Here is a 26,628-nt window from a genome sequence, read left to right as displayed (position 1 = left end):
CCGTGGCGCCGGCGTGCAGACCGCCGCCGGCCAGCCCTGCCATCGGCACGCGACGCTGCGCGACCGGCCCGATCCCCTGGCACGTCAAGTCGTTGTCGTCCGGCCAGCCCGCATCAGCCTCACGGTCGCGGGCCAGACGCTCACCGGTGACGGTGTCGAACAACCCGAGCCCGCTTGTGGACGCCACCAACAACAGGTCGCGACCGCTGTCGGGATCGCGGGTGAATCCAACACCCAGCAGCCCGCCGACAGCGACCACGTGACAGTCGGCCGGACGCCACGGAGGGGGTGCCGGCACCGTCGCCGCGGTCAGAACCTTTGCCCGCAGGTCCCGCTGGTAGTCGGTGAGCGAGAGGTCCTCCAGCATTCAGCAAGCATAGAGGAACCCTATGAACAACGTCGTCGGGCTCTGCTATTGAGCCGTCAGCTGAACATACAGTCTCACTAGTCGTGCCGCAGCTTCCTGGCTGTCAAAACGTTTGGCGATTCGAGCGGTGGATTGCTGTTGTGATCTATAGAAAGCCTTGTCGCCGCGCAATTCTCTCACTGCTTCTGCAAATCCTTCGTCACTGCACAGCAGCGCATCACCTTTGAATGTATCTTCATACTCAGGGATGTCGCGAAGAATAACAGGCAACCCGGCGCCCGCCGCCTCGAGAACGCACATAGGATGGTTCTCTTGCTCGGCAGGCAAGCAGAATACATCTGCGGCCAGCAAATAGTCACGAACTCTCTCGTGGGGCACAACTCCGGTGATGACCATATTGGTTGGCACACTGCGCATCAGGCGCTGCATGCTCGCATAATCGGCGCCCAGCTGCTTGAACGGTATCCCACCCACCCAGATAAACGTGATGTCAGGAAACTCTTCGGCCATTCGTATAAACACGTCCAAACGCTTTCGCGGTTGCACCTGGCCATTGCCCAGTACAACGAAATCGTCCAGTGCAATACGTAGCCCCTCGCGCGCGGCCGTCTTGTCCGTGGGCACGTGAGCATAACGGCTCATGTCGATCGTGTTATAAAATACGCCAATCTTTTCCTTCGGAACACGCAGTTCATCGTGCAGAGTCCGCGCTACCGTCGCCGAAACCGCCAGCACCTTATCGGCACGATTGTAGAACCATCGCATGTACCAGCGGGCGACAGGGAGCCAGTACTTTGCCCCCACCAGCGATCCGACAAGCGAAGCCGGCACCACGTGAGCTGATACTACTTTCTTTGCACCAGGCTGGAATAACTTGCGCCAAGTGCGTGGCCCTATGGTGTGCAGATGAACAATGTCGACATCAAGCGCCTGCCCAAAGGTACTGCGGGTCAGAGCTACGTCGTCACGCTTCTCCAGCGCATCAGCCATCTCGACATAAGCAGTATGAACCCCGTGACCCTGTACGGAGATGTCGCTCTCTGAGGCCATGTTCACGCGAACTTTCTTCATTGCCTTAGTCTACCGCCTCAGAGTTCAGCAGAATTCATCGGGCGCCAGCGGCTCGGCGCCTGGCGGAGCGTAACCAGGGCCCGCAGAAACCGCAAAGTACTGACGTGCCAACGGTGGCGTTTCGACCGACGGCATCTCGACGATCACGGGAGCATTCCTCTCAGCTTACGGCCGGTCAGCTCTCCGTCTCAGATGCGAAGAATCCGCCTCGGTTGCGAGAAATCGGGTCAGCGCCAGCGGGCCTGAACAACCGTGACAATGCCTGCGAGGCAGCAGTCTTGCCGGAACCATTCGACCCGAGCGCATATGTCAGATCTTCGAGATCGATCCCCATCGGCTTCAGCCCGACGGACTGGAAGCTACCTAGCCACGCGGCGGCATGGTTGGACACGCCGTCGGCAGCTCGTGGAGCTCTTGCGGACTGTGCGCGGACTCGTACGGAGATCGTGACAAGGCGAAGCAGCTCTGACGTCACGGAACCTCCGCGAACCGGTCCGTGGGCGGCTGGTCGGACGGGCGCCCGTCCAACCAGCCCCCGCGGCTCAGCGGCTGCCGGTCAAACCCGGCTCCACCGCTGGTTCGCGTTGGAGTGGCACGACCACAGGATCACGGTCGTGCCATTCGCTGTGGCCGCGCCGTTCACGTCGAGGCACAGCGACGGGAACCGAACGCTGCTGATCGAGCTGCCGGTGGACGTCCACTGCTGATTGTTGCCCCCGTTGCAGTCCCACAGCCGGACCGGGGTGCCGTTCGCGGCGTCCGCAGGGACGTCCAGGCACTTGCCCAGCATCCGCAGCGTCTGGCCGTTCTGGGTGATCTGCTGGTTGGAGTTGTTATGGCAGTCCCAGATCTGCAGGCCCGTGCCGTTGGTGGTGGTGCCGTTCGGCACGTCGAGGCACCGGCCCGAAGACTCGCTCCGCAGCCGGAACGTGCTGCCCGAGGAGACGCCGTTGAGCGCGTCGAGGACGGCGTAGTAGGCGGGCTTCTTGTTGCCCGAGCGGTCGAAGAGCAGGGGGTTGTCCGTGCGCCAGGAGGTGTCGTCGCGCACACCCCACACCGTGATGCCGGTGCACCGCGAGACCGCCAGGCACGCCCTGGTCACCGCCGCGTAGATGTTGGCCTGGTTGTTGCCCTGCTCCACGTCCAGCTCGGTGATCTGCACGTCGACGCCCAGGTCCGCGAACCGCTGCAGGTTGGCCTGGTAGTCGCTGGAGAGCGAGGTCCCTAGGTGCGACTGGAACCCGACACAGTCGATCGGCACCCCACGGGCCTTGAAGTCCCTGACCATGTTGTAGATCCCGGTCGACTTCGCGTTGATCCCGTCGGTGTTGTAGTCGTTGTAGCAGAGCTTGGCGCCCGGGTCGGCCGCCCGCGCGGCCCTGAACGCCGCCTCGATCCAGTCGTTCCCCGTGCGCTGGAGGTTCGAGTCCCGCCGGCCACCCGAACCGCCGTCGGCGAACGCCTCGTTGACGACGTCCCACGAGTGAATCTTGCCGCGGTAGTGGGTGGCGACCTGCGTGATGTGGTTGAGCAGCGCGTTGCGCAGCGCGCTGCCCTCCATGCGCTGCATCCAGCCCGGCTGCTGGGCGTGCCACGCGAGAGTGTGGCCGCGCACCTGCTTGCCGTTCTGGATCGCCCAGTTCGCGATCTGGTCGCCCCGTGAGAAGTTGAACTGGTTCTGCGACGGCTCGGTCGCGTCCATCTTCATCTCGTTCTCGGCCGTGATCATGTTGAACTCACGATTCAAGATCGTGGTGTACGCCGACTCGCTCAACCGCCCAGCCGGCACCGCCGCACCGAAGTACCGCCCGCTCTGCGCAGCCGCGGCGCCCAACGTGCTCTCCGCGGCCTGCGCCGGCGCGGCAGCCATCAAACCGGCAACCACCGATGCGACGCACAACGCCGCACCCACCAAGGCACGACGGCCAGGTCTTGATGTAGTCCTCATCGCAACTCCTCTTCTACGACACCTGGCGTCTTCGACAGGTGGGGACCGAACCGAGACTCCGGTCGTGTGACATCACATAACTTTGCACCCCGGCACCCCGGCAAGAACTTAAACGATTAGTAGGCCCGCAGAATGATCTGAGCCGGAGCGCCGCGTCGCGTTCCAGGGGCACACAGACATGTGTACCCACATCTGTACCGGCCGCCTTCGGCCAGCACTCCGATGCAGGTCAGAGGGTTAAAAGCGGACGAACTGGCCTGTACGCCGGGTTCTCCTGGAGGGTGTACGGGTATGTCTCGCGGTGTCCGACAAGTGGGTTGGGCACCGCGAGATCGTTGGAACTTCGCTGTTCTGCCGGGTCCGGGGCGCGTTGGTGGAGGTGGCGTCGGATGGCCTCAGACGGCGGTCATGTGTACCCGATGTGTACCGAGCGGCTCTTATCGGACCGCGTGCAGGCTCGCCGCCGTCCGAGTGTGAACGGCCTTGTGCTTGGCTCTTCACTCCCGATAGAAGACCTCGTCGTCCTCGCTCGGTACGAGGGGCGCGAACTGCCGAAGCTCGTCGCCGCGGATCATCCACAGCCGGAAGAAGCCCTCTTCCTGGTCCATCACGAACAGTTGTGCCTCGTTCGGCTCGCGCCACGGCGTCTCGAAGAATCGCTGTCGGAGAGCATCGAGGTCAGCATGGTTCAAGGCACCCGCCCACACCTCGCACTCGGGCGCCTTCCACTCGCCCCATTGGCTGTCCTCCGCGCTAGTGAGCAACCTCAAGTACCCCACTCCGCGACGCTCAGGACTCGACCGGAGGGGAGCTTCCGTCCGCAGCCACTCGCTCAGCACCTCCGCGTTCTCGTTGTCGTCCATGTCGACCGAGATCGTGACGTTCGCCACCCAGCTCATAGCGATCGTTCTACCGGAGCGGACAGCAGGCCACCACAGGATGGGGTCGAGTTGGCCCTGAGCGGTCATGAGCAGAGCGTGGGTCTCGCGAGAGGCGCTCCGGGTGCTGGCGTTCGCGACGGCGATGAGCCCGGACCTGGCCGCCGTGGGGAAGAACGCCGCGTGTTTCGTGTTCTCTGCTGCCCGTGATAGAAACGCCTGATCGGGCGTCTACGCAGGTCGCCCCAGATTTCGATGGATAATTTAGATGAATGTCGACGGGTGGAGGGGCATGCCTGACCTGGAACCGCAGCGGAGCGGGGGCCGGGTCGCGCTGGTGGACCTGACCGGTGCAGAGGACATGACTGCGGCACTGCGCAAGCTGCAGGACCAGTGGGGGCCGGTGGCCCCCGTGGACCTGGAGCCAGGCGTACCGGGCTGGCTCGTGCTGGGGCACGCCGAGGTCATGGAGGTGATGCGCACGGAGAGCGTCTTCGCCCGGAACCCACGGCACTGGAGAGAGCAGCTACCACCGCAGTCGACCCTGCACGCCATCCTGTCCCCGACCGGACGGCGGAACCTGTACTTCTCGGACGGCGCGGAGCACCGGCGGCTGCGGCTCCCGGTGGACGAGGCGTTCGCCGACATGGACGAGGTCCGGACGGCAGCGCTCGTCCGCGTCGTCTGCGCCCGGCTCATCGACTCGTTCGCCGCCAAGGGCAGTGCGGACCTGATGGGCGAGTATGCGGCGGCGGTGTCGTTCCTGGCGGTGTCGGGCATGTTCGGGTTCGACGAGCGGCAGGGGGTCGACCTGTTGCGCTGCGCGAGCGAGATCTTCGGGCACGGCGGCGATCCCGTGTCAGCCCTGGTCCGGATGGACCAGATCGTGATGGACCACGTCATCGCGACCCGGGCGGAGCCAAGCCCGAACCTGACCGCCAGCTTCATCAAGCACCCGAGTTTCGAGGACGACACGGAGATCGTGCACTCGATGGTGGTGGCGATCTGCGCGGCCAACGAGATGCTCGTGACGTGGATCGCGGCCACGCTGCGCCGCATGCTCACCGACCCCCGGTACACCGGCCGCGTCACCGGCGTGCGCCGCGGCCTGGACGACGCGATGGACGAGACGCTGTGGAGCGAGCCGCCCGTCGCGAACCTGCCGGCCCGATACGCCGTGACCGACTGCACCCTCGGCACGGCGCGGATCCGCGCCGGCGACGCGATAGTGATGGGCGTGGCCGCCGCGAACAACGACCCCCGGGTACGCACCGCGGACGACCTCTTCGAGGCGAACAACCGGTCGCACCTGTCCTTCGGCGTCGGGCCGCACGCGTGCCCCGCCAAGCGCCCCGGGCGGCTCGTGGTCAAGATCGCGGTGGAGAGCCTCATGGAGCGGCTCGACCTGAGGCTCACCGACCCGGTGGTGAAGTGGGCGCCATCGCCCTGGTCGCGCTACCCGGCCACGCTGCCGGTGACGTTCACTCCCGAGCGCCAGGCCGCCCGCACGCCTGCCCGCATCTGACCTGGCCCTGGAGCGTCAGACGGCATCGACGTGCGTCGTGCCGTTCACGCAAGTCTTCGTGCGCCATGCCCGCGCGAGGTTCGCCGTCGGGGACCTGCATCTTGAGCATGAACTCGAGGTTCCAGCGTGCCTCGTCGAGAATGTTGGCGACTCGATCTACCGATGCTCGGGACGAGCACCAGCGGCTGGGGGACTCAGGCCGTGATGACGAGGGTCTCCGGGTGCACCGGCGTACGGAACGTCCCGGTGCGCACCCAGGACTCGACCTCGTCCACCGCAGCCTCTCCGAGGCGTCGTACCTCTCCGCCGACCGACCCGGCGATGACGGTGTCGTTCGAGACGAACCGACAGGGGGTCTTCGACACCTGGGTCGGCGCGGCAGGCGGTTGCCGAGGCTGCCAGGTTGCGCCAACGGCGCACAAGTCTACCCACACCGTCACATGGCTGCCTCACGATCAATTCTTTACGCAATGTTTACACCGCGACCCGCAAGGGCCGAATGTTCTGCCCGGTATGCACGTTATGTTGAACGTTGTCCGTCGGCAGACGAGATGGTGTCTTGGCTGAAGAAGGAGCCCCAGTGCCTGACTACACCGGAAGATCCCGGAAGACGACAGACGCCGTCGCAGCCAGTTCGGACCGCGAGTCCCGCCGCCACGTGACCAAGCTGATCCGGCACCTGAGCACGCCCGAAGGGCGCGCCGACCCCCACGCCGTCTACGACGAGCTGCGGGCCATGGGCCCGGCGGTACGCATGCCGTGGGGAGCCTGGATGGTCACCTCGCACGGCGCGAGCCACGAGGTGCTCAGCGGATCCGGCTGGCGCACCGTGGACGCCGCCTGGCGCACCGCGCGCCAGCCGACGTGGGTGCGGCACCCGGGCCTGAAGTTCCTGCACGACTCCGCGCTCGGCACCAACCCGCCCGGGCACGCCGGGCTGCGCCGCAGCCTTGGCTCGTTCGTCTCGCCGCAGTCGGTCGCTGACCTCACACCGCAGATCGTCCAGACCGTCCACGAGTACCTCGACCGGTTCGATGCGGTGCTGCGCGCCGACGGCGAGGCGGACTTCGGGGCCTTGGTCGGCGACCGGCTGCCCATGGCGGTGCTCTGCATCGTTCTCGGGCTGCCGCGCGAGGACATCCCGCTGCTGTGCGAGATGAGCCGCATGCTCTCGAACGTGCACGACCTTGCGCCGAGCAAGGCGCGGATGGCGCAGGCCGACCGCGCGGGCAAGCTGTGGAACGCGTACTGGGAACAGCTCGTAGCCCAGCCCAGACCCCGGCTCACGGAGGACTCCCCGCTGGGAGAGTGGCTCGACACAGAGACCGACCCCGCGGTACGCGCGGTGGCCGGCTCCCAGCTCAACGTCATGATCGAGGCGGGCCTCGAGACGACGACGTCCCTGCTGTCCGACGGCGTGGTGCAGCTCCTGCGCCGGCCCGACCAGGCCACGTGGATGCTCGAGCACCCGGAAGCCGTACACGGCGCCGTCGAGGAACTGGTCCGCTTCGTATCGCCCGTACAGCTCATGACCCGGTACGCAGCGCAGGACACGGAGCTGCCGGGCGGTATCCCGGTGACAGCCGGGCAGATCGTGCACGCCGTGGTCGCCGCGGCCAACCACGACCCCGACGCCTACGACTCGCCGCACGACCTGAACCTCTCGCGCCCGCCCCGCCGCAACCTCGCCTTCGGTGTGGGCATGCACTACTGCCTCGGCGCGCCGCTGGCCCGTCTGGAAGCGACGACACTGTTCCCCGAGGTGCTGCAGCGGTTCGATCTCGAGTTCGCCGGGCCAGTGGGCTACGACGAGACCCTCGCCTTCCGCGGAACACGTTCGGTGCCGGTACGGCGGCGACCCCGTCCAGCCGCGACCGCGGGTGCTGGTGCGGCGGTGGGTGCTGGTGCGGCGGTGGCCGCTGGTGAGAGCGCGTCCGCCGCCGGACCCGTCGTGGTCAACCGCGAGGACGCCGTGCTGGTGGTGACCCTCACGCGGCCCGACGGCGACAACCGGCTCGACCGAGCGACGCTGACCGCCCTGGGCGACGTGCTCACGACGCTGCCCGACGACGTCGCCGCCGTCGTGCTGCGCGCCGAAGGGCGCCACTTCTGCATAGGCGGCGACCTGGACGAGCTCGGCCAGCTCGCCACCAACGACCCCGACGGCTATCGGCACCTCGTCGAGCTCAGCGACGAGGTGCTGCGCGCCTGGCGCACCTGCCCGGCGGTGACAGTCGCGGCGCTGCACGGCACCGTCGCCGGAACAGGGCTCGGGCTGGCGGTCGCGAGCGACCTGCGCGTGGCCGCCGGGGACGCACGGTTTCGCGCGCCCGAGACGGTCGTCAGCATCCCGGTGGGTCCGAGCGAGGTGCTGGACCGCCTGGTCGCCGAGATCGGTTCCGGCTGGACCCGCGCGATGCTGCTGCTCGGCGATGCCATCAACGCCCAGGAGGCGCTGGAGGGCGGGCTCGTGCAATCCGTCGTCCCGACCGAGAACGTGTGGGCCGAGGCCAAGCGCCTGGCCCGGCGCATCGCCCGGCGCGACCGGGAGGCTATCCGCGTCACCAAGCAGACGATGGCCCGGCTTCCGCACGACGGTCCCGATCCGACGGAGGGCACCGACGTGTGGGAAGCACCACTAGCCCAGGCCCTGCGGCGCCGGATCACCCTTGGCGACGCGAGGTAGCGACTCCTCGTCGGCGAAAGGCCGGCGGGGCCAGCGACAATGCTGGCCCCGGGAAGCGCGCCCGAGACGATCGTCAGCATTCCGGTCGGCCCGAGCGAGGTGCTGGACCGGAACTCGCGGCGACCGTGGTCCTGGCGGTCTGGAGACGGCGACCCGTCGACCCGGACGCCGGCAAGTTCACGTTCAAGGAGCACGCCGAGCACTGTCGAACGCTCCAGGTCCATCGCGGCAACACAGAGGACCAGGTCGACGTGGTTCTTGAGATCCGAACCTACCCACGGTTGGGACACCTGCCGCTAGCCCCGATCGACTCCGAGGACATCCAGTCGCCTTCCACGATCTGCGTCACTACTACGCGAGCCCGCGCATCCGCCACGGCGCGTCCGCCAAGGCGGTTCAGGGACGACTGGGCCACAAGGACGCGAGCAAGACCCTGGACACCTACTGGTATCACCACGGCCTTCAGGCCAGGCGACCATGGCGCAACTGCGAACGTGATCTCGCGCCTGGAAGCCTCCGACTGACGCTCCGATGCAGGTCAGGGCCTTAAAAGCGGACGAGCCGGTCTGTACGCCGGGTTTCCCCGGCAGGCTTTACGGCCTGTCGGGGCACCCGGCGGTAGGGGCCGGGAACGTTGGAATTCTGCGGCTCGTGGGCATTGGCAACCTTGGAGGCCGACGGCGCTTCGTGGGGCTCTTGCGGACTATCTGCGGACTGGCTGCGGACTGCACCGAGTTGCTCGAATGTCCCTGGCGGTGTCGGAGGCTCGCGTGACAATCGCTTCGTGACCATCGATGACCAGCATTCCGAGCTCGCCAACGCTTGGACGTCACTCAACGACCTGATGGACCGCCTTCCCTCGTTGATCCGATGGGATGGCGTCCAGCACATGGATTTGACCGACATGGCGGACCGAGTCCGTGGACTGGCCATCCATCTCGACTCTGCGGTCCTGCTCGCCAGCAAGCTCCGTTACGACTCGGCACTAGCGTTGCTGCGTACCGGATTGGAGCAGTCCGTACTCGACTGGCTCATGTTCCAGGGTCGAACCCTCGTGGAGCGCTACAGCGGCGTGGACGAGGAGAAGTGGAACGAGTGGCAGGAAGCCCGAGCGGCCAAGGCTGGCTGGACCACCGACATCCGGGAATGGACACGGACCAAGAAAGGGGAGGTCCGAGTCGTCCGTGAAGGTCTGTACTCCGAGCCGGACCACGACGGGAACAGACGCCAGATCAGCATCTATTACTTCCTTCTCGAACAGTACCGACCAACCATGGGACCGCCGAGTGCCCAGGCCGAGGATTGGGCGATCAGCAGGGACGAGCTTCGGAGGATGGCGAGCGAGAACCAGGCGCTGTGGCACGACTACCTGACGTGGTCCTCCTTGATCGAGAACCTGAAGGAGAACAAGCTCGTAGACGACGTCGATGCCGGGCGGCTGGCGGCCCACTACCGTTTCCTCAGCGGGTACGCCCACCCGGTCGTGGACCATCGTCGCGACTCGTACGGGCAGCACGCTCTCCTCGGCTGGCCGAAGTACGACCACTACACCAGCGAACTCGTCCTGCTGTACGCGATCACGTTGGGTGTTCTGGAGATGAGGAACTTCCTTCGTTCACTCGATGGGCAACCGGTAACAGGCCTGTCGAATGCAGATGAGGTTGAGCAGGTGCTCAACGCTGCGCAGTTAGCGACGTCCCACTTCTGGTTCCTCGGAACGCATCCCCACAGGTACGACACGTGGAAGTCTCATAACGAGGCTTGCTTTCGAGTGCAGCGGGACGCTGGCACGTCCACCCCGTTGCCCCCGGAGCCTGCGCCAGAAGACGTCCCGTACCCAGCGGATCCGCTCCGGCGTCTCGTCGCAATCCACAGAAGCGCTCAAGAGATCATGACTGGGCTGGCCTACCTCAGCCCTTGGCCACGTGCCGACGCCCATTTCCGCTGACCTTCGCACGCTGACCAGGTGTCGTAGCAGAGCTCGAAGTCGGACCTGGGGGACGGCCGGTGCTGGCCACGTTGGAATCGTTGGAGTATCGCAGTTTCTGCGTTGGCCAGCGCCGGTCAGTTCCGGCAACGGTCGCACATCTTGTGGACTTTTATTGGACTCGACTGCGAACGCGATGGCGCCGTCGCGCCTACTGCCCGACATCGTCAGGCTCTGGGACGCTACGACCCATGGAAGCTGAGGATTGGTCGGTGGTGGTCGGCGCCGCCGCAGCGCTCTTCGCGGGGGTCGCGCTCTGGATTTCCTGGCTCAACGTCAAGACAGCCCGGGAGCAAGCGGCGGTTGCACGAGAACAGACCGACCTACAGCGCCAGATCCACCAACAAACCCTCGAACCGAACGTGTGGGTCGACATTCGCGGCGACCCGTCCCAGGGAACCGCGCTCGTACTCATCGTTGGCAACAACGGCCCGACGACCGCACGGAACGTGCGCGTGACCTTCGACCCGCCGCTGCCCGACGATGCTTACCACGAGGCAACGGTCGCCCAGGACCGGCTCCGCCAAGGTGTCTCCGCCGTTGCTCCCGGTGCGCAGCTCTGGTGGACGGTTGGTAGCGCGCTCACGATCTTCGGAGACGAGAGCACAGACGACGCGATGCGGTACACAGCCAGGATCACGGCGGACGGACCATTTGGCGAGATCGCACCCGACGAGTACACGATCAACCTTGACGACCTTCGCCACACGCGCGACGAGCCGCCCGGGTCGGTGCACCGCCTTACGCGAGCGGTCGAGAAGGCCGGCAAGGCCGTCGCCGAAGCTGTTAAGCGTGCCGCACCTCCACCCCCACTCACCATCGACCGCCGACGCTGACGCCGCAACCAGGAATCTGCGTAGGCCACGACGCTCGGCACTAGATGGGCCTCGGACCCTGTGGTCCGGGGCCCTTCGCCATCTGGCCGGATGCATCGTGCCTTGCGATCACTCGTCGCTGTCGAGGAGCGCGCCCACGTCGACACCGGTGCGGGCGGCGCGAATCGGGTTCACCAGATCCAGGCCGGCCGGGCTTGTCGGGACCGCGCCCAGTGCCTCTCACATCGCGCGCGCGTCGGGGATGAGCTCTCGGCCGCGCTCGATGAACGCGCGAATGCTCATGTCATCGAGCCCAGAACGCCGCACAGGTCGATGACGGTCGCGGTGCCGTCCAGGGAAACCGCGCCGTCGCACGAGTCGAACTTTAACCTTCTGGGTCGGGGATCAATGCTGACGCGAGGATCCGCTGGTCAATTGCAGCCGGCGTCCACGCGGGCGATACCGATGTTGCAGAGGTCAGAAGTTCTCTGAGGAGCCAGCGCGCGGTGGAACTGGTGTGGTACTCCTGCCCCTTTACTTTGAAGCTTTTCGACTTCCGCACGACGCCGTGGACAATCGAAGAGCGCTCACCATAGACCTTTTTTGTAATGGCATATGTTGAGTGTGGGTCATGTCCGCGCCTTGCGAGTACGACGGCGGCACGTTGCGCCATACGGTGCGTCAGTTCGTCGTGCTCGTCGCCGACAAGCGCCTCAATCCCAATGCAGCAATCCACGACCACGTCGTCGTCGTCCGTTCTGAGATTACTCTGGAAGAGGCGTCGGGCAGCCAACGCCACGCGCAAATTGGACGACGACAGGTTCTGAAAGGTCGTGGGTATGCGCGCCGCCGCACTAGACTCGACTGTCGTGCCGGGACCATGCCATCCACGTTCGGCTAATTTCTCGTGGTGACGACGAATCGTTGCCACTTCGTGAATTGCTGGAAGATCATAGGTCCACTCCTCTGCCCAATCAAGAGGGCGAATCAGGACCTCTGCGTAACCCACATGCGCGCCGGTGGCTATATCGATCGCTTGACATGCCAGGTCTACCCGTGTGAGATCCGTGCCGTTCCCCCAAAAGCCGAACATACGACGCAGCCAGTGTGGGTTGTCGTACGACACGCTTTGGATCCGAACGGCGTGCGTGGCTGCAGCGGACAGGAACGCATTCAGCGTGTCCCTCGTGGAACGTGCGCGCGAACGCTGTGTGCCTTCGTCTAATCGGACAATGCTCACACCGTCGCCGAGTTTCAGTTCGTCAGTTTCTGGAAACTTGACGAGAGGTAGTGGGACAATAAGGTCTCCAATCAGGTGCTCCGCAAGTCGACTTCGTTCAATGCGGCAGTAGATTAGGACCATCTCTGCCACATCGAGGATGCCAGTCGAATGGGCGCGACCAAGTATCTCGCGCAGAAAGATCGCCACGTCAAATTCGATGCGATCCCTGTCAGGTTTACCCTCCCAACCACCGGATGGCAGTGCCAGCCGGTGAGCAAGGTCGCTATCCGATTCGATAAAGTCGACGAGTGCTTGCACCTCACCAATCTTCGATACGCTTACTTTTGGTCTGCCGTCGGACTTTGAGCCAACCAGGCTGCGCCACTTCAATGTGGTGGTGCACTTGTCGCTCCGGTTATAGTCAAGGCTCACTACTGACGGCCAACCTGCCTCATTTTCCTCATAGTTCGGCACATACTCCTGCGGAACTAGGGCGGACGAGCCGATAAAGTCGTCCACGGCTCGTCGAACTGCACGCAATGCCGGTTGGACGTGAGCCCAGAGGTCCGGCCGTATCGGTACTGGGGACGTCGTCATTACGGGAGGGTACCGTGGGCTCTGTGACGGCCTTCGGGCACCTCGCACCTCCACCACCACTCGTTGGTAACCCGCCTCGCCGACGTCAGCGAGGTGCTGGTCTCCTTCACTGCCCTGCCCTGGCCCGCGTAGGCTCGACACATACCTGCCAATTTGCACCTCCGGCCCGTGCTCGGATGCGGGTCAGAGCGTTAAAAACGGACGAGCCGCTATGTACGCTATCTTTCCCCGGCAGGCCTTATGGCCCATCGGGTACCCGGCGGGATCGGCTGAGAACGTTGGAATCTGGAGTCGGCGGGTCGGCGGGTCGGCGTAAGCGCTGAGCACCGCCTCGCGACCCTCGTACCCACATGCCCGATCTAGTGCTAGCCCGGTGTGCGGGTAATCGGGGGCGGGACGTAGGTCTGGTCCAGGACGGCAGGGTGGGGTTCGTACATCCGCAGCACAGGCCGGAAATCGCCTGCGGGGCTGGGCAGCCAGTTCGCGGCGGCCTTGGGGTCGGTGGGCTGCTCGTGACTGATCACGATGGTCAGTGCACCGTCGTCGTCCAGGACGACACCCGGGGTGCGGTCTCCGATGGAGTACCGGTCCATGGGGTTGGCCACGAGGTAGAAGTCCGGGACGGAGTACATGGTCAGTGACCAGAACGCGTCCACCGGTGGCGCGGGGTGCAGCCGTAGCGTGTAGGTGCGAGCACCGGTGAGCTGTTCGCCGTGGTCGTCGACGTAGGTGATGACGTATGCGGCTTCGTAGGGGTGGTTTCCCCACAGGCCGCCGATCGCGGCGGCGGCGCGTTCCACGATCCGCAGCTTGGGGTCCTGGATCTTGAACTGGTCGTCGTCGAGGGCGCCGACCTCGAAGAAGTCGAGGTTGTAGTCGAAGGCGTGGAAGACGAGCTTCCAGCCGTTGACCTCAGGAGAGCTGCCGGAGACCAGTACTTTGTGCAGGGCGGCCTTGCCGTGTTCCAGCCCTTCAGCGAGGGCGCTGACATCAGCGGTCGGCAGGGACGTGTACGGGGACGCCCCGGTCGTGGTGAGCCCGAGCGGAGCGAGGCTGTTCTGCAGCGGCTTGTCCCGCTCAGCGGGCGGGAGCTGTTGAGACCAGACCCGCAGCTTCTCGAGGAACACCAGCTCTTCGGGCACCGACTCGTCGGGGACAGCCAGGCCGTCGGGACTGGCGTCCGGGTCGAGCGGTGTGAGAGTGGCGGCGTCCTGGAACTCGTGGACCACGGGCAGATCCTGCTCGATGGCCACTGCCCACCGCCCCACGATCGAGGCTACGAGGGTCGGGAACCGGATGAGGGTGACGCCGGCCGGGGCATCTCCGTCCCATCCGGGAGGCACGAGCAGGAACTCGCCCTCGCCCGTGCCGGTGGCGCGGTGGCCGACATAGGCGAAGTTGTTGGTCCAGGCGTCCACGAACTGCAAGACGTAGTACCGACCTGCGGTGTCCGGGACGTGCAGCGCCACTGGACCGACGCTCAGGTCTAGCTGCGCCATCGAGTACAACGTGTCGTTGTTGATGGTCACGAAGGTGTCCTCGGGACCGGCCAGGGTACGGGCGTGGCTGAACGTGTTGAACGCGGCGGCCGGGTTGGCACCGATGCCCTCGTGCACGTATCTGTTGACCTGGTCGAGGTTGAACACCAGCGGGAATCCGTACAGGTAGGCCTGGGCGACAAGCTCCGGGCTGGTCTCGATGGTGGGCATGGTGTCCTTCCCGCCGGCCGAATCCCTGGCGGATCGTCGGTCCTGATCACTCTGGCTGTGCTGGCCGGCGAAGCGGCTCACCCGAAGCTGGTGAGATCACAGGACGGAGATCCCGTCACCGAGCATCTTCGCGCCGATGACCAGGAGCAGGACGGCCATAATCGCCGCGTTGTTGTGGATCATCCACGTCTTCAGCTCATCCAAGACCTGGGCAGCGCGGGGCCCCATGGAGAAGTAGATGACGACTGGTGTCACCACACCTGCGCTGGCCACCACCGCGAACACCAGCGCTGCTACGACCGTCGTGGTGGTGTCCGCGGGCTGAGTAGCCGCGATTGCGGCACCACCGGACACGACCAGAAGCAGGTTCTTCGGGTTGACCGCGCCGAGCAGGACCGCGAGGCCCGCGGACTTCACCGGGGTGAACTGCTCGATGGCCGCCATCCACTTCGGGGCCGGCGGCTCGGCGCCGCCTCGTGGTCGCCCACGCCACTGACGCATGCTGAGGAACAGCAGCAGGACACCGAGGACGATCTTCAGCCAGCCCGTCCACGTGGCTGGCCCGTCGTCGTCGGGCGCAGCAGTCCCGGCCAGCAGCGCGACCACGCCGACCAGCACGAGGACCGCCAGGAACCAGCCGACCACGAACGCCAGCGCGTTCGCACGCGCCCTTGCGCTGACGAGCATCAGCACCACCGCGACGATCGGCAACGGACTGACGAGGACACCCACCGCGATAGGTAGCGACTGACCGATTGCTACGCCCATACCGAGCACCTCCGCTTGGGCAAGCCTGGCGACCCGCGGAGCCGACGTTAGGTGTTGGCGACGGGCGGAGAGTCACCCGAACGGGGTGACTCTCCGGTGGCCTATGGGGTATTCAACCTGCGGTTTTGCGAAAGCGAGCCTGCCGAGAGCGCATGTTCAACGGTAGTTCGTGGATCGCAGTCCGGACACATGGCACGGGTTGGCAGGAGCGACAACGGTCGGGACGTTGGGAATTCCAACGCTCCCGGCCGTTGGTCGTGTTGGGGCCGGAGGGTCCGGTGCGGACTTCTTGCGGACTATCTGCGGACCGCTATCGCGTCCTTGACCCATGCTGCCTGGAGATCACGCGGGCCTTCGGTCGGTACCCCTGCATTGACCGGCAAGGTCATCCCATGGACCACGTGGCCTTCGGCCTATTGCTGGGCCATCAGGCGGGCGATTTCTGATTCCTCGTCCTTGATCAGGTCTCCGGAGACGTCGATCGTGACCGAGTGGATCGTGCCGGTGAACTCGAACGGTGGCGCGTACTCGCCGGTGGCGGGTGCCCCGAAGTCGTAGCCGCAGCTCAGCCCCTCCAGCTCGAAGACGATCGGCGTCGTGACCGGGAAGTCAGCAGTGGCCACCAGCGTCCCGTCGAGATAGAGCTGGGCCCTGCCCGGGGCTCCCCTGCCCGCGCGGAAGTCGGGTTCGCCGGTCGGCTCGAACTCGTAGCGCAGCACGTGCCGCCCCTCGGGCACCGGGTCGGATGAGGACACGTCGAACTGCTCGCGGCCGACGTAGTTGTAGACGTATCGCATGCGGCCGTCGTCAAGGAAGAAGCTGACTCCGCCCGCGTCCCCGCCCTGCGCGACGATCACGCCGTTCGCCCCTCCTGCCGGGATATCGACATCGGCCTCCACGGAATAGGGGCGGTTGAAGATGGGCGGTGACGCAAACGCCGGGACGATAGACAGATGCGGGTAGTAGACGTAGCTGGTTCGAGGCTTGGCGGTCTGTGGACGCTCTGCGGACAGCCGTTCCCGCAGCCCGCCATCGATCGGCAGCACCTTGTACTTGCGAGCCTCCCCCCACCAGAGTTCGATCATCTCGCTGAGCCGCTCCGGGTGGTCGCCTGCAACGTTCCGAGACTCCGTGGGGTCCTCCGCGACGTGGTAGAGCTCCCAACCGTTCGCGTCGAGCTCGTCGAGGATCGCGGGCGTGATCTTCTGACCGACCTCACGGCCCAGGCTCGCCGACTCGGTGTAGCTCGGGCCCGGCCATGGGCACACCGCGCGCCATCCGTCGTGGTCGATCGACCGGTGGCCGAACATCTCGAAGTACTGCGTCGGGTGGTTGGTCTGTGCATTCGCGCTGTCAAAGGTGTGCGCGAAGCTGTGACCCTCCAGTGGTGACTGGGCCACACCGCGGAGCGCCTGCGGCGCTTCGATCTTGAGCGCGTCGAGGACAGTGGGGACCATGTCGATCGCATGCGCGTACTGGGAACGCACCTCGCCGCGCGCCGCGATCCCCGCTGGCCACGCGACGACGAACGGGTCAGTGGCTCCGCCGCGGTAGGTCTCTCGCTTCCACCTGCGGAACGGCGTATTGCCGGCCCAGGTCCAACCCCATGCGTAGTGGTTGTAGGAGCTCGGGCCTCCGAGATCGTCGATCTTTGCCAGGTTCGCCTCGAAGCTCTCGGGCACACCGTTGAAGAACTGCATCTCGTTGAACGACCCGGATACGCCGCCTTCGGCCGAAGCACCGTTGTCAGAGATGATCATGATGAGCGTGTTGTCGAGCTCGCCGATCTTTTCGAGGGTGTCCAGCACCCGGCCGAAGTGGTGGTCGGCGTGGGACAGGAAACCGGCAAAGACCTCCATCATCCGTGCGTACAAGCGACGCTCGTCGTCACTCAGCGAGTCCCATTCCGGCACATCGGGATCGTGGGGCGAGAGTTCTGCGGTGGCGGGGAAGTGGCCCAGTTCCTTCTGCCGGGCGAACACGGTCTCGCGGTAGGCGTCCCAGCCGCCGTCGAAGCGGCCCTTGTACCGGTCGGCCCACTCCTTGGGCACGTGGTGCGGGGCATGCGCGGCGCCGGGCGCGTAATACATGAAGAACGGCTTCTCGGGCGCGTTGACCTGCGCATTCAGGAGGAGCTTGATCGCCTGGTCGGCCAGGTCCTCGCTCAGGTGGTAGCCGTCCTCCGGGGAACGCGGCTGGGTTACCTGCGCGTTGTCCTGGGTGAGGTCCGGGTACCACTGGTTCGTCTCGCCTGCCAGGAACCCGTAGTAGCGCTCGAACCCGCGACCCAGCGGCCACCGATGGAACGGGCCGGCGGCGGTGTTGTCCTCGGACGGCGACAGGTGCCACTTTCCCAGACAGAACGTGTTGTAGCCGTGCTCCAGCAGCATCTCCGGCAGCATCCCGTTCTCGAACGGCATCCTTCCGTCGTAGCCCGGAAACCCCGTGGCAAGCTCCATGATGCTGGCCACCCCATTTGAGTGGTGGTTGCGGCCGGTCAGCACGCACGAGCGGGTCGGCGAGCACAGTGCGGTCGTGTGCATGTTCGCGTACCGCAGGCCACTGGCGGCCACACGGTCGATGTTCGGTGTCTCGACCAACCCGCCGAAGCAGGACAGGTGGCCGTAGCCAACGTCGTCGACCACGACGAACAAGATGTTGGGCGCGCCCTCGGAGGCGCGTCGCGGCGCAGGCCAGGCGGGTTCGGACTCATCGACGGTCCGACCTACCACTCCTGGGAACGGCTCCCCTTGGTTGTATTCGGTGATCGGCATTGATCATTCCTTCCTGCGCAGCGCCAGTCGTCGAAGCGGCGACCCTTGAGCGACAGACTGCCAAGACGGGGTAGCGCCCCCCTCACCTCTTTCGGGTGAGGGGGGCGGTGGCGGATCGACGAATGATCCGAGGGAAAGAGCAGCGACAGGGGCGAGGCAGGGACCCCACGGGTGCTCGGAACATGTTCGAGCAGGATTCGGCGACATCAGCGAGGAGCTGACGATGCTCGCGACAACGGCCGAGCAGGTGCTCGTCCGGGGTGGGACCACGGTGCTGGGCAGCGCGGACCACTACCCCGAGGAACGACCGGTCGTCGAGGTCACCGTCGAGAACCTGTGGTTCGACAGGCACCCCGTGACGAACGCCCAGTTCGCCCGGTTCGTCGCGGAGACCGGCCACGTCACGGTCGCCGAGACGGCCCCCGACCCAGCCGAGTTCCCCGGCGCGGACCCGGCGCTCCTGGTACCCGGGTCGCAGGTCTTCACGCAGCCGCCCCGTCCCGTTCCGCTCGATGACTGGACACGGTGGTGGCGGTGGCAGCCCGGCGCCTCCTGGCGTGCCCCGCAGGGGCCGGGCAGCTCCTGGGAGTCGATCCCCGCCCATCCCGTGGTCCACGTGGGCTGGGCGGACGCCGCCGCCTACGCCCGCTGGGCGGGCAAGCGGCTGCCCACCGAGGAGCAGTGGGAGCACGCCGCCCGCGGTGGCCGCCGCGGCGCGGAGTACGCCTGGGGCGACGAGCTGACGCCGGACGGCGTGGTGCTCGCCAACACCTGGCAGGGCCCCTTCCCATGGCGTTCGGACGACGCCCGGGGGTTCCACCGCACGTCGCCCGTGGGCAGCTTCCCCGCCAACGACTTCGGGCTGCACGACATGATCGGCAACGTCTGGGAGTGGACCGCCAGCCCGTGGACGGCGTCGCACCTGCCGCGCACGCAGACCGGTGCCGCCAGGCACCCGGCCGACGACGACGACGACGGTGGGGCTTGCTGCGGCGGCGAGGCCGTCGTCCTCGCCCGCCTGACGGAGGCCGACCGGATGGTGACGAAGGGCGGCTCTCACCTGTGCTCGCCGTTCTACTGCCGGCGCTATCGCCCCGCCGCCCGGCAGGGGCACGGGGTAAACGACACCGCGTCGCACGTCGGCTTCCGGTGCGTGCACTCGGTGGCCTCGGAATGAAGGGTCAGTCCTCGCCGAATAGCTCATACCCCGGGTCGCTCTGTCGTGTACGACGGCGGTGGCGCGCGGGTCCACCAGACCACGACGTCTGGAACACGCTCCGTGCACCTCTCGGACGCCCTGCGAACTACGCAAGGACCGCCGAACGTCAGGACGGAGATCGCTCGTTCGAGGCCGGAGCGAAGTAGTCACCAAGCATCTCGGACACCCACGGCGGCTGGTGTGTCTCACCGCGCGGTCCCATCTCCGCGAACCACGGCTTGATGTCAAGCACCGGGGTCCCGTCGACTGCATCGAGGTCTTCGACGTGGAGGTCCAGGCCGTCGATCGATACCAGCCGACAGCGCGAGACACCGATCCAGTTCTGGCGCCGCATGTTCCGATGGCCGAAGATCCCGACCTCAGGCCAGTCCGGGTTCTCGCGTGGCCTGCGCGCCCCGGGGTTGAGGTCGGTCTGGTCGGTCAGGTGGAAGAAGAAGACGACCTCGAGGTGCGAGAACTCATGAAGCCCGGCAACCGACGCCTCGCGGTAGGCGTCCGGGTCGATCCGGATGATCGAGCGGGTGCCGCCCCAGTAGTCGTCGGTCGGCTCGGTGCGTCCTCCGACGACACGAGCGACTGGGGTCATGACGATGGGGTCGGTCAACGTTCCTCCGAGGATCAGTTCGTCGCGGCGAGGTAGGCGCGAGCGCGCTCGTCGAGAATAGCGACGTCCGAGTTGGTGGCCTTATGAATGGCGAGGGCCGATCGCATCTCAACGATGGTCTGGCGAGCCCTCGCCGATTGGACGCCGTCCATCGCGTCGAGAGCCGTACTCCAGGTGGCGCATGCGAGTTCGAGTTCGCCGCGTCTGGCCTGTACGTCTGCGAGGTAGCCCAGCGTGACGGCGTGGGTTCGCTTGAACGTGGTCTTCTTCCGAGTTGCTACGGAGTGTTCGAGCTGTTGTTCGGCGCCCGCGAGGTCTCCAATGTCTCGGAGCGTGTTGCCGGTCTCGTGGGCGAGGGACGCCTCGCCGAAGAAGAAGACCCGTGCGGGCTCGTTGCCACCTGGTGTAGCTACCGCGAGGTCTTGCTCGGCTCGCAGAAGCGCTGAGGTGGCTGCTCGCTTCTGTCCGGTTGCCGCGAGGGCGCGGGCGTGGACGACGCCGAGCAGTGCGCGTTCTCGTGGCGCGGCGGCTTCGTAGCGGTCGCCGTCCATGGACGCTGCCGCGAGTTCTTGGCCCTGGGTGGGGTGGCCTAGGTCGATCGCCTGGTGCGCCATAGCTCGGAGCGTGTGCGCGGCCATTGCGGGGTCTTCAGCCTCCGCGGCCAGCTTGACCGACGAGGTGAACAGGCCCTGGGCGATGCCGTGCTCGGCGTTGTCGAAGGCCATCCAGCCTGCGACGTAGGCCAGCTCGGAGGCGGCGGCGAACATCTCTCGCCGGAGGGTGTCGCTCGCGAAGGAACCGTTCAGGAGTCGGTTCACGTCGTCGGTGAGGTACTGCATGGCTGCGGCTCGTGCGTGTCCGCCGCCATGGCGTTGGTCCATGCGAGAGAAGAAGGTGACCGACTCACGGACGGCTTCGATGTCGCCGCGTCCGACGGAGCGAATACCGTGTGCGGCGCGCTGGGCCGATCGGCGGGCCATCTCCGACCACCACGAGTCGCTCGGCAGTGCGGTGGTGATCGCCGAGTAGGCGGCCACGCCGAGAAGGCCTCGACGGGTGAGATCCACGAACTTGCTCCCCAGGTCAGTCAGCCCGGTCAGCGTATCCATGTCCCACGTGGACGATCGACCAACGTCTCGCGCCGCGCTACCGCGCTTCGTTCTGTAGAAGCCGATCTCGGCGTCCGTGTCGACGCCGAGCACGGCACGCAAGCCGTCGCGGTACTGCTTACCGGGCCACCGTGAATGCCCACGCTCGTACCGGGCGATCGCGTGCGCATCAAGTGCGCTGGCCCGTTGTCACCCAGACGTGCGCGTTGACGGCCTCCGCAAGCTCCGCACGCGACATCGGCTCCCCGGAGCGCAGGCGGGACGGCAGCGCCTCGCGCAGCGCACGTAGTAGGTCGTTACCCACTACTCAGCCCCCCTCGTGGGCCGCGTAGCCGTCCAGAAGGACGCCCCCAGAATGCCCCGTTGATTGCCCTGCCCGGCCGATCAGAACGCAACAAGACTAGCCACCACGCTCGCTCCCGGCGAGCACCAGAGATGGCTTTGCAAGGTTCCGGAGAGTCCCGTGAAGACCACAGCAGCAACGATGCGACGCCTTGATGAACCACACAAGCCGGTGCAGAACGCGATGGCTACCAGCAGCGGAGGGCGGTGCCCGATGGATATCGGCGATGGACTCATAACAGCGTCACGGATTCTGGCCCTCGTCGGGGCCGATCGCGTTGAGCTGGTGACCGTGGCGCGCAACCGTGTCAGCCTCCAGCCGACCCATCTCAAAGAGGGCGAGCAGATCGCCCGTGAACTGGGCCTTGATATCCCGGTGGATCACCGGATGTTCGTGCCCGGAAACACCCTGTGGACCGGTGAGGTCGATGGCTTCGAGGTCCAGGTCCGGTCCGTACTGCGTCGGGCGGTGTCCCGATGAGCGCCACCACCAAAACAGGGGCGCGAATGCTCGTGGCGCTCGACATTGACGGGACGCTTGTGGACGAGGGAAACAAGATCCCGTCCGGCACCGTCGAGACACTGGATCTGGTCCGTGCAGCCGGGCACGAGATCGTGCTCGCCACCGGGCGATCACTGGTCGGGCTCGTTCCGATCGCGATCCGGCTAGGGCTGACCACCGGATGGGGCGTGTGCTCCAACGGCGCCATGACCGTACACCTCGGCCGTTCCGCGCCCTCGGGATACGACATCGTCGCCGTCCGCACGTTCGACCCCAAGCCAGTGATCCACCGCGCGCTGGATGTCGCCCCAACAGTGCGGGTCGCGGTCGAAGAGGTTGGCTGGGGCTGGCGAACGAGCCACCGGTTCGAGGCCAGCGAACTCAACGGAGAACAGAAGCTGGTCCCACTGAACGACCTCGTGGCAGCACCTGTGACCCGGATCGTGCTCATTGCGCCGGGCATCCGCCGATTCACCGATGCCCTGCATGCAACCGGTGTCGTGGTCGCTCCGATGGGGCCTGACTGGCTAGACATCACGGCGGCGGACGTGAACAAGGCCGTCGCGCTCGATGGTGTGCGTGAATACCTAAACATCCCGGCCGACCGCACCGTGGCGGTCGGGGACGGCGTCAACGATCTGGCCATGCTGGCTTGGGCCGGACGCTCGGTCGCGATGGGACACGCACCCGCGATCGTCCGCAGCGCCGCCGACGAGACCACCGGCACCATCGCACAGAGCGGTGCCGTGGCGGTGCTGGCCTCACTGGTTCCCACCGTGGATCGTTCGCTGTCACCCTTGGCTGCACAGATCGCCACCGCCCAAGCGAGTGCGACTGGTCCGGTGGTCCTGCGTGTCTGGCACGGCACCGGACCCGATCTGGCCCGGTGCGAGGCCTGGACCCTCCAGACCGGTCGCTGGGTCCGGCACGCGCCCATCCCGTCCGGTGTCGGCACCACCATGCGCGCGATCGAGGCCGCCGCCATCGAAGCGAGCCTGTGGTTTCCCCGTGGAGACGAGGGTCGACGCCGGGCCCAGTGGCGCAGCGTCGTCGGAAACGGTTCTGCCGGGTTCGAACTTCCCCTCGGCGGCCCTTAGCCGATCCGGACGTCAGAACTCGATTCTGGACTGGGAGATCTAGGGCTGAGAACCTGCTGGTTACGGGGGCAGCTCACCCTGCCTGCTCAGCAATTCTTCAACCCGACATCGAGGCAAGAGCGCGCCCCGTGTTCACCGACGTGCTTGGCACGTACTCCGGCGCCGTCGCTCAACTCGTCGTCGCTACAAAGTACCTGCGGCTGGTCGCAGAGCACGAAACCCCGAGATCACCGCTCCCGTCCGGCGCCACGCCAAGAACGTCATCCAACAACAGGTCGCGCCCTGACGAACACGCCCGGATCCCGGCGAGGAGGCTTCCTCCAGCCCTTCGACCAGCCGCGCACCGGGCGCCGCGGAATTGCATTGGTCGGCAAAGTTCACCCTGGCGCATGATTTCAACCGACACCCGCACGGCTATCATCGCGTACATGTGATAGCGCGTCCAACTTCCGAAATCGTGAGGTCAGTCCACATTGGATACAGTGACGGTACGAGATCCCCTCGTGATAGTTCTGGCCCACGGTGACTCTCAGAGCGCAGTGAACAATGCAAAGGGCCACCTTTTCGAAGATTTCATAGCGCGAGTTCTTAGCACGTACGGATACGAGGAGCCAAAACGTGAGAATCTGAACGTCTCGGAGTCCGGTGTGGAACTTGACGTGGTGGTGCGCCACACACTTGACGGCGCTGAAGCGATCGTAGAGTGCAAAGCCTATTCGTCGGCAGTTAGCGCAGAGAAACTGTCGGCATTCTACGGAAAGCTGGCCGCAAGACGACTCGATTCGCCAGGCGAACTCCGAGGACTTTTCGTAGCGATCCCTCGGCTCACCTCGGACGGTGCCGAGAAGGCTCGGAAGATCCAGGAAGGCGACCAGCGATTCCGGTCTTTGAACGCGGTCACGATCTGGGACCTTCTCCTTGGGAAGCGCCTCATCCGGGAAATTCAAGAGCATGACAGGACGTTCAGCGATCCCGCTGTGGTCGTCCACGAATCAGGGGTCTACACGGCCGCGGTGGAGATTGATCAAGCCTCCCGGACGGGTTTACGGATCGTCGTGGATTCGGCAACCGGCTCCGTCAGTCAAGCCGCACGCGAACTACTGGCCGAACATGCATACGCCCAGGGCCTTCCAGTCTTGCCTCTTCGTGGTCCAGCAAAGCCCGTTATCTCCACAAGTGGACACCCTGACCCCATCATCGTGACGGTCACCGGAAGCAGCTCAGATTTCGAGTATCAACGACCCGCATCCCCGAAATATTTTGTGGGCCGCCGAAAGCTTCTTGGAGAAGTCGATGACTCGATCGGGTCCGGCTCCAAGCTGCTCGTACTCAATGCCCAATCAGGCTGGGGCAAGAGCTCGCTCGCACTCAAGATAGCTGCACACATAAGAAGCACCGGTGGGCAAGCCACAGTGATCGACTCCCGTACCGCCAGTCAAGGTGGCTACGTTGCCGCGGTGTTGCGCAAGGCGGCCGTGGCGGCAGAGACGGCTGGCCTGGTTAAACTCCCGGACAACGCGACCTGGGCGACGGTTGCGGGCGCGCTAAGCTCGCTCGAGGAATCAATTTGGTCGAAGGACGATGCTCCGATGCTCGTTTTCTTTGACCAGTTCGAGAATGTATTCAAGGATCCTGATCTCACTCGCGAATTTCGAGACTTGGCCCTCGCTGCAACGGACAGGAAAAGCGGACTCGTCGTCGGGTTCGCATGGAAGACCGATTACGTTGACTGGACCGAAAATCATCCATATCAACTTCGGGATGAAATTCGCGGTCGCGCCTCAGTGATCACCTTGGACCCATTCGGCGCTAAGGATGTAGAGGTGATTCTCAAGCGCCTTGAGAAGGCTGCTGATCAAAAGCTGTCCCGTGAGATCCGTCAACGACTAAGAGAGTACAGTCAGGGCCTTCCCTGGCTTCTGAAGAAACTTTCAGGGCATCTAATTGGTGAACTCAAGTCGGGCAGCACACAAGAACAGCTCGTCAACGAAGGTTTGAACGTCCAGAGCCTTTTCGAGGGCGACCTCGCCTCGCTCAACCCTTCGGAGGCGGAAGCCCTGCGATTTGTGGCACGTTACGCGCCAATAATGGCCGCTGATGTTACCGAGCGCTACACTCCAGCGCTTGTTCAATCACTCTTGGATCAGCGCTTGGTTGTCCAGGTCGGAGAGCGGCTTGACACCTATTGGGATATTTTCCGCGACTACCTAAATACGGGCTCGGTACCCATTGAAGATTCATACATTCTCAGAGTTACCCCTGCCTCCGTTGCGCGATTGCTGTCGGTCGTGCTCAGTATCGGGCGAGGTGACGCCGCGGTCAGTGAAATAACTGAGCGCCTTTCAACAAGCGAGAATGTGGTCTGGAATGCATCCCGCGAAATGCGACTCCTCGGCCTTGCCTCATACGTGCCGAACCGGGTGCGCCTACTTCCCGAGATTTTCGATGCATCGGATCTCGAGAGTGAGATCCGACGGCGTGTGGCAGCGGCACTCCGTCGCCATCGCGCCTACACAGTCTTTGTCGATGTGGCAGAGAAGACATCCGGCGCCGTGACTGCGCAGGCCTTCGCACAACGATTGCCTGGAGTGTTCCCGGCTGTTGAAGTCGCGGATCGTACGTGGAGCACCTATGCCCGTGCCTACATCTCCTGGTTCGAGTATGCCGGCCTAGCGGTCAGCTCCCAAAAGGGAGCGCGCATTGCTCCGGAAGGTGCTAGGGGAAAGGGGTCGCTCCTAACAGCAAGAACGATTCGGATGGACCAGGTGGTGTTTCCTAGCGCCCCATCGGGGCCATCGGTCGCATTCTTGATTGAGGTGGCCGAACAAGGAACATTGCCACTCCCAACTACGGCCGGTGGCAGAAGGGCAATGCGACAGCTTTACGCGCTGGGAGCCTTGGTGGTGGATAATGCCTCCGGTTCCATTCGGCCGACGCCCGGCCTTGTAGAGAACGGAGAGTTGGTGCCGTCCGAGTTGTTCGCTCTGCTGCGAGGTGTGCCTGGAGGGAAGGAAGTGCTCGGCGCAATCGAGGCGAACCCCGCGGTTAAGCCGGCCCAGCTTGGCGATCTGGTTGCCGAAGCCGTGAACGCCACGTGGGCCTCCGGCACCAAGGAGGGGATCGGCAAGAGCTTCCGTAGTTGGGCTCGGTTGGCTGGGCTCTCCACTGCTCGGCGAGAGCGACCAAAGGCAGAGACGATGGATGATGACCCCAGCCTCTTCTAGCACGCTCTGTACAGAACCGGGGTCACGATGATGCCGGGGCCGAGCAGTCTCCGCTCAAGAGCCCACTGGTTGTGAACTGTGATGCCCCCGTCGATCACACCAACAATGCACCGGTGAATTCTGCTTGCTTGCCGCAATTGGCGAGGCTCGGACCTGCTTGGCTCAGATAAGCCTCGGGCCCGGG

At 65.2% G+C, this 26,628-nt stretch carries 19 protein-coding genes and 1 pseudogene; 10 read left to right on the top strand and 10 right to left on the bottom strand.

Annotation, left to right across the window (positions count from 1 at the left end):
• Window positions 1–412: 412 nt before the first annotated feature.
• The 3 genes from AB0I32_RS08000 to AB0I32_RS07990 form a co-directional block, all read right to left on the bottom strand.
• Window positions 413–1,438, bottom strand: a complete 1,026-nt coding sequence (locus AB0I32_RS08000) for a glycosyltransferase family 4 protein (RefSeq protein WP_357504618.1) — start codon at window positions 1,436–1,438, stop codon at window positions 413–415.
• A gap of 556 nt (window positions 1,439–1,994) precedes the next feature.
• Window positions 1,995–3,308, bottom strand: a complete 1,314-nt coding sequence (locus AB0I32_RS07995) for an endo-1,4-beta-xylanase (protein ID WP_357504616.1) — start codon at window positions 3,306–3,308, stop codon at window positions 1,995–1,997.
• Window positions 3,309–3,883: 575 nt separating this feature from the next.
• Window positions 3,884–4,354, bottom strand: a complete 471-nt coding sequence (locus AB0I32_RS07990) for a squamosa promoter-binding protein 15 (RefSeq protein ID WP_357504614.1) — start codon at window positions 4,352–4,354, stop codon at window positions 3,884–3,886.
• On the opposite strand from AB0I32_RS07990, the gene AB0I32_RS07985 reads away from it, so the two are divergent.
• Together AB0I32_RS07985 and AB0I32_RS07980 are read left to right on the top strand one after the other, a co-directional pair.
• On the top strand, window positions 4,353–4,487 hold the full coding sequence (locus tag AB0I32_RS07985) for a hypothetical protein (protein ID WP_357504612.1): 135 nt from the start codon (window positions 4,353–4,355) through the stop codon (window positions 4,485–4,487). The genes AB0I32_RS07990 and AB0I32_RS07985 overlap by 2 nt on opposite strands.
• 69 nt (window positions 4,488–4,556) lie before the next feature.
• Window positions 4,557–5,789 carry a cytochrome P450 gene (locus AB0I32_RS07980; protein ID WP_357504610.1) on the top strand — a complete coding sequence of 411 codons (1,233 nt, stop codon included), beginning with the start codon at window positions 4,557–4,559 and terminating at the stop codon, window positions 5,787–5,789.
• A gap of 194 nt (window positions 5,790–5,983) precedes the next feature.
• On the opposite strand, the gene AB0I32_RS07975 is transcribed toward AB0I32_RS07980, so the two are convergent.
• Window positions 5,984–6,154 carry a hypothetical protein gene (locus AB0I32_RS07975; RefSeq protein ID WP_357504608.1) on the bottom strand — a complete coding sequence of 57 codons (171 nt, stop codon included), beginning with the start codon at window positions 6,152–6,154 and terminating at the stop codon, window positions 5,984–5,986.
• Between the two features lie 293 nt (window positions 6,155–6,447).
• Between AB0I32_RS07975 and AB0I32_RS07970 the strand changes: the two genes are divergently transcribed.
• The 4 genes and pseudogenes from AB0I32_RS07970 to AB0I32_RS07955 all read left to right on the top strand — a co-directional run bounded on the left by AB0I32_RS07970 (window position 6,448) and on the right by AB0I32_RS07955 (window position 11,298).
• On the top strand, window positions 6,448–8,475 hold the full coding sequence (locus tag AB0I32_RS07970) for a cytochrome P450 (RefSeq protein WP_357504606.1): 2,028 nt from the start codon (window positions 6,448–6,450) through the stop codon (window positions 8,473–8,475).
• A gap of 334 nt (window positions 8,476–8,809) precedes the next feature.
• Window positions 8,810–9,025, top strand: a pseudogene (locus AB0I32_RS07965) (site-specific integrase); the annotation flags it as partial.
• 234 nt (window positions 9,026–9,259) lie between these two features.
• The gene (locus AB0I32_RS07960; RefSeq protein ID WP_357504604.1) at window positions 9,260–10,423 is read left to right on the top strand and encodes a hypothetical protein; all 1,164 of its coding nucleotides are present in this window, start codon (window positions 9,260–9,262) and stop codon (window positions 10,421–10,423) included.
• Between the two features lie 230 nt (window positions 10,424–10,653).
• Window positions 10,654–11,298: a hypothetical protein gene (locus AB0I32_RS07955; RefSeq protein ID WP_357504602.1), complete on the top strand. Its 645-nt coding sequence runs from the start codon at window positions 10,654–10,656 to the stop codon at window positions 11,296–11,298.
• A 364-nt stretch (window positions 11,299–11,662) separates the two neighbouring features.
• Here AB0I32_RS07955 and AB0I32_RS07950 read toward each other — a convergent pair whose 3' ends face one another.
• From AB0I32_RS07950 to AB0I32_RS07935, 4 genes are all read right to left on the bottom strand, one after another.
• On the bottom strand, window positions 11,663–13,018 hold the full coding sequence (locus tag AB0I32_RS07950) for a hypothetical protein (protein ID WP_357504600.1): 1,356 nt from the start codon (window positions 13,016–13,018) through the stop codon (window positions 11,663–11,665).
• Window positions 13,019–13,461: 443 nt separating this feature from the next.
• Entirely contained in the window at window positions 13,462–14,805 is a 1,344-nt protein-coding gene (locus AB0I32_RS07945) for a DUF1254 domain-containing protein (protein ID WP_357504598.1), read from the bottom strand.
• Between the two features lie 96 nt (window positions 14,806–14,901).
• The gene (locus tag AB0I32_RS07940) at window positions 14,902–15,573 is read right to left on the bottom strand and encodes a GAP family protein (protein WP_357504596.1); all 672 of its coding nucleotides are present in this window, start codon (window positions 15,571–15,573) and stop codon (window positions 14,902–14,904) included.
• A 413-nt stretch (window positions 15,574–15,986) separates the two neighbouring features.
• Window positions 15,987–18,347 carry an arylsulfatase gene (locus AB0I32_RS07935; RefSeq protein ID WP_357504594.1) on the bottom strand — a complete coding sequence of 787 codons (2,361 nt, stop codon included), beginning with the start codon at window positions 18,345–18,347 and terminating at the stop codon, window positions 15,987–15,989.
• Between the two features lie 223 nt (window positions 18,348–18,570).
• Here AB0I32_RS07935 and AB0I32_RS07930 point away from each other — a divergent pair, with 223 nt between their 5' ends.
• On the top strand, window positions 18,571–19,524 hold the full coding sequence (locus AB0I32_RS07930; protein ID WP_357504592.1) for a formylglycine-generating enzyme family protein: 954 nt from the start codon (window positions 18,571–18,573) through the stop codon (window positions 19,522–19,524).
• Between the two features lie 148 nt (window positions 19,525–19,672).
• On the opposite strand, the gene AB0I32_RS07925 is transcribed toward AB0I32_RS07930, so the two are convergent.
• Window positions 19,673–20,152: an SAM-dependent methyltransferase gene (locus AB0I32_RS07925; protein ID WP_357504590.1), complete on the bottom strand. Its 480-nt coding sequence runs from the start codon at window positions 20,150–20,152 to the stop codon at window positions 19,673–19,675.
• 32 nt (window positions 20,153–20,184) lie between these two features.
• Window positions 20,185–21,372, bottom strand: coding sequence for a hypothetical protein (locus AB0I32_RS07920; RefSeq protein WP_357504588.1), 1,188 nt, complete (start codon window positions 21,370–21,372; stop codon window positions 20,185–20,187).
• Between the two features lie 370 nt (window positions 21,373–21,742).
• Between AB0I32_RS07920 and AB0I32_RS07915 the strand changes: the two genes are divergently transcribed.
• The 3 genes from AB0I32_RS07915 (at window position 21,743) to AB0I32_RS07905 (ending at window position 26,444) form a co-directional block, all read left to right on the top strand.
• Window positions 21,743–22,102 carry a hypothetical protein gene (locus tag AB0I32_RS07915; RefSeq protein WP_357504587.1) on the top strand — a complete coding sequence of 120 codons (360 nt, stop codon included), beginning with the start codon at window positions 21,743–21,745 and terminating at the stop codon, window positions 22,100–22,102.
• Window positions 22,099–23,220, top strand: a complete 1,122-nt coding sequence (locus tag AB0I32_RS07910; RefSeq protein ID WP_357504585.1) for an HAD family hydrolase — start codon at window positions 22,099–22,101, stop codon at window positions 23,218–23,220. The genes AB0I32_RS07915 and AB0I32_RS07910 overlap by 4 nt, the downstream gene beginning before the upstream one ends.
• Before the next feature lie 482 nt (window positions 23,221–23,702).
• Window positions 23,703–26,444, top strand: a complete 2,742-nt coding sequence (locus AB0I32_RS07905) for a restriction endonuclease (protein WP_357504583.1) — start codon at window positions 23,703–23,705, stop codon at window positions 26,442–26,444.
• Window positions 26,445–26,628 lie beyond the last annotated feature (184 nt).

Source organism: Promicromonospora sp. NPDC050249 (genome assembly GCF_040656015.1).
Lineage (GTDB): Bacteria > Actinomycetota > Actinomycetes > Actinomycetales > Cellulomonadaceae > Promicromonospora.
The sequence above is the reverse complement of the archived record's forward strand: the minus strand, read 5'-3'. Positions and strand labels throughout refer to the sequence as shown.

What these genes read in the sequence shown, in the direction of transcription:
- AB0I32_RS08000 (WP_357504618.1), bottom strand. Translation starts at nt 1,438, where the DNA reads ATGAAGAAAGTTCGCGTGAACATGGCCTCAGAGAGCGACATCTCCGTA.
- AB0I32_RS07995 (WP_357504616.1), bottom strand. Translation starts at nt 3,308, where the DNA reads ATGGCTGCCGCGCCGGCGCAGGCCGCGGAGAGCACGTTGGGCGCCGCG.
- AB0I32_RS07985 (WP_357504612.1), top strand. Translation starts at nt 4,353, where the DNA reads ATGAGCAGAGCGTGGGTCTCGCGAGAGGCGCTCCGGGTGCTGGCGTTC.
- AB0I32_RS07990 (WP_357504614.1), bottom strand. Translation starts at nt 4,354, where the DNA reads ATGACCGCTCAGGGCCAACTCGACCCCATCCTGTGGTGGCCTGCTGTC.
- AB0I32_RS07980 (WP_357504610.1), top strand. Translation starts at nt 4,557, where the DNA reads ATGCCTGACCTGGAACCGCAGCGGAGCGGGGGCCGGGTCGCGCTGGTG.
- AB0I32_RS07955 (WP_357504602.1), top strand. Translation starts at nt 10,654, where the DNA reads ATGGAAGCTGAGGATTGGTCGGTGGTGGTCGGCGCCGCCGCAGCGCTC.
- AB0I32_RS07945 (WP_357504598.1), bottom strand. Translation starts at nt 14,805, where the DNA reads ATGCCCACCATCGAGACCAGCCCGGAGCTTGTCGCCCAGGCCTACCTG.
- AB0I32_RS07940 (WP_357504596.1), bottom strand. Translation starts at nt 15,573, where the DNA reads ATGGGCGTAGCAATCGGTCAGTCGCTACCTATCGCGGTGGGTGTCCTC.
- AB0I32_RS07935 (WP_357504594.1), bottom strand. Translation starts at nt 18,347, where the DNA reads ATGCCGATCACCGAATACAACCAAGGGGAGCCGTTCCCAGGAGTGGTA.
- AB0I32_RS07930 (WP_357504592.1), top strand. Translation starts at nt 18,571, where the DNA reads ATGCTCGCGACAACGGCCGAGCAGGTGCTCGTCCGGGGTGGGACCACG.
- AB0I32_RS07925 (WP_357504590.1), bottom strand. Translation starts at nt 20,152, where the DNA reads ATGACCCCAGTCGCTCGTGTCGTCGGAGGACGCACCGAGCCGACCGAC.
- AB0I32_RS07910 (WP_357504585.1), top strand. Translation starts at nt 22,099, where the DNA reads ATGAGCGCCACCACCAAAACAGGGGCGCGAATGCTCGTGGCGCTCGAC.